The sequence below is a fragment of the Marinoscillum furvescens DSM 4134 genome, assembly GCF_003386095.1.
In the GTDB taxonomy this organism is placed as follows: Bacteria; Bacteroidota; Bacteroidia; order Cytophagales; family Cyclobacteriaceae; genus Marinoscillum; species Marinoscillum furvescens.
In genome coordinates, this window is record NZ_QREG01000040.1 from 1 (window position 1) to 2631 (window position 2631).

1 protein-coding gene is annotated in these 2631 nt (G+C 43.6%); it reads right to left on the minus strand.

Going from position 1 to position 2631, the window contains the following annotated elements:
- The coding region (locus C7460_RS23940; protein ID WP_245986541.1) for an Ig-like domain-containing protein at nucleotides 1-2631 on the minus strand (2631 nt) is incomplete at both ends.

The window sequence follows — 2631 nt, forward strand, 5'->3', positions numbered from 1 at the left end:
TTGGTCGCTGTATAGCTAACACCTGCCACCGTAACACTAATGCTCGCCTGGAAATCATCAACAGTACCGCTTAGGGAAGGGGAAGGGGTGGAGGTTAAGAGCTCGTCCACCACTACTGATGGAGGTGTTAAATCTATGATAAGTGTAGCGCTGGCCGTATCTCGCTGGCCGTTACCATCAACAGCTATTGCTTCAAATGTATAATTTCCTTCACTCAATTCATTGATGAGTCCAGAATCCAGAGACCAGGTACCATCGCCATTATTTGTGGCAGAATAGGCATTTCCTAACAAATTGATTGAAACTGCTGCTGACACATCATCGATACCTCCAGCCAATGCCGGAGATGGTGCGTTTGTTAACAAATCAAATGCCGTAATCACCGGAGCGGTTCCATCAATAGTCAGCTCGTCTATGGTCTGGTCAAACCCGATGTTACCCACAGAATCTGTGGCCTGAGCAACTACGTCATAAGTACCAAAACTCAAATCAGGAGTGATGGTACCTGATGCCAACGTCCAGGTTCCATTCTGATTATTGACAGCAGCATGTGTTTGCCCATTTACTGTAATTGAAATTTGTGCGTTGGAATCATCCACCGTTCCAGTAAGCTCAGGAGATCCATCTGCAGTAAACTTTGAATCTACACCAACAACTGGTTCAGTGGTATCCACAATCCATTGTAGCTCGTTTGATGGGCGGTTGCCATTTCCAGCAAGATCCGTGATCACGGCAGTATCTAACCCGACCGATACTATTCCATCCACCACAGGAATCACGGCAAAGGTGTAACTGCTATCTGACCCTGTCAAATTAGTAACGGACCCATTAGTAACTGTAAACACTGAAGCATCAAATGCGCTCACTGGTTCACTTAAAGTCATAGTCACTCCTATTGAGTCACTATTGGTATTGTTTGCAACAAGTGTAGAGAGAGTCACGGAAGGCGGAACAGAATCATTAACAATCAAGAACCTACGCCCAGGATTTGTCTCTCCTATTGAAAAACTCATTTGGCCGTAAGCCGTCACAAATCCAAACGAGCTATCAGCATTTGCACTCAATAAGTCTTTAACATAGAAATCTGCCCCCAGTTTTGCAGTATCTGCAAGCTCTAATGTCATGTACATATAGGTGGAGGTTCCTGCTTCGTATTTCATCTGCTGCCCATATAAGGTATCTACAGCTTCAAAAGAATATTCGCTATTCCCCTCGAAGTAACTCAAAGTGTTTGATAAACTCGTGACTTGTGTAGCACTTGAAAAATCATCAGTAGTATTTCGATACCAATTAATTGTAGGCTTAATATCTCCATTATTAGCAATGCCATCTATCACGTTGTGAATGTAAGAAGGGTAGAGGTCTGCACTTTCAACATCTATTCTCAATTTCCACGCAATGACCTCACCTACATTACCTCCTTCATTGATGTATCTATCTTCTAAAGGCAAGGCATTCACTGTAACTAAACTTTGCTGCACAGGAAGCTGTAATTGCTGACTTGCCGTGCATCCAGTAACACTATCCGACACTAACAACACGTAGTTTGGCAGATCTTGACTAACGAGATTCGAACTCGAGAAGGTGCCTAACATTAAGTAGTCGTTGAGATTTAAAGCTTCGGATTGTGGCCAATAGGTTAATCCAGACGGTGCGGAGAGCGTGCTCAATGTATCAGGAGTAGCTACTGGCAAGGAACTAACCCAAGCATAGCTATAATTGCCACTACCACCACTGACAGCCCCAGAAGCATCAAATGCTCCATCCGCAAACAAAGTACCGGACTCAGGAGTAACCGCTACTAATAACGAATCGATAACTAGCGAGTCTACAGCATCGATGATCGTAATACTGGTATCAGCACTGCACATCGTATTGTCATTATTTCGAACAACCACAGAATAGGAGCCTGCTTCCAGAGAATCAAATATTGTAGGAACGGATCCATCATTTACTGTATAGAGCTCTAATAAGTTTCTACTCTGATCTAATTGAATTTGATAACTAGATGGCTCACCTCCAAAAGTAGAGGCAGTGACAGCAATTTCTCCGTTGGAATTGACACAATTCCTATTATCATCAATCGTTAATGAAATATTTGGTGGATTACACACAGAAATCGCAATTGTCATCATCGTCTGATTTCCATTTCCCGCGGCATCTTGTACCACATCAGAGGCTATGTCTATCGCTATATCACCGCCTGAAGGGTAAACGTCCATTGTATAATTGATCGAATTGGAAGTAGAAAGCCCTCCAAGGGTAGCGTTAGTGGCAACCACATCTGACAGAGCGAAACCTGTAACTATCTCACTAAAGTCAACCGTCACCGTAATCGTATCCTCCACACTAATACTAGCTGGAGCATCACTTATAGCAACCGTCGGTGGTGTGTTGTCATAAGTAATCGAGTAGGTAGTAGCGGCGGTGTTGTTATTGCCGGCCCCATCGGTGACTACTCCCGCACCTACATCTACACTTACCAATCCATCTGCTGTCGGACTAATGTCCACAGTAAAGCCTATGCTGTCGCTGGTAAATAAGTTGCTTGCAGATCCATTAGTAACCGTAATGTCAGACACGTCAAAACCACTCACCACTTCACTAAAGTCAACATTTACCATAAACGTT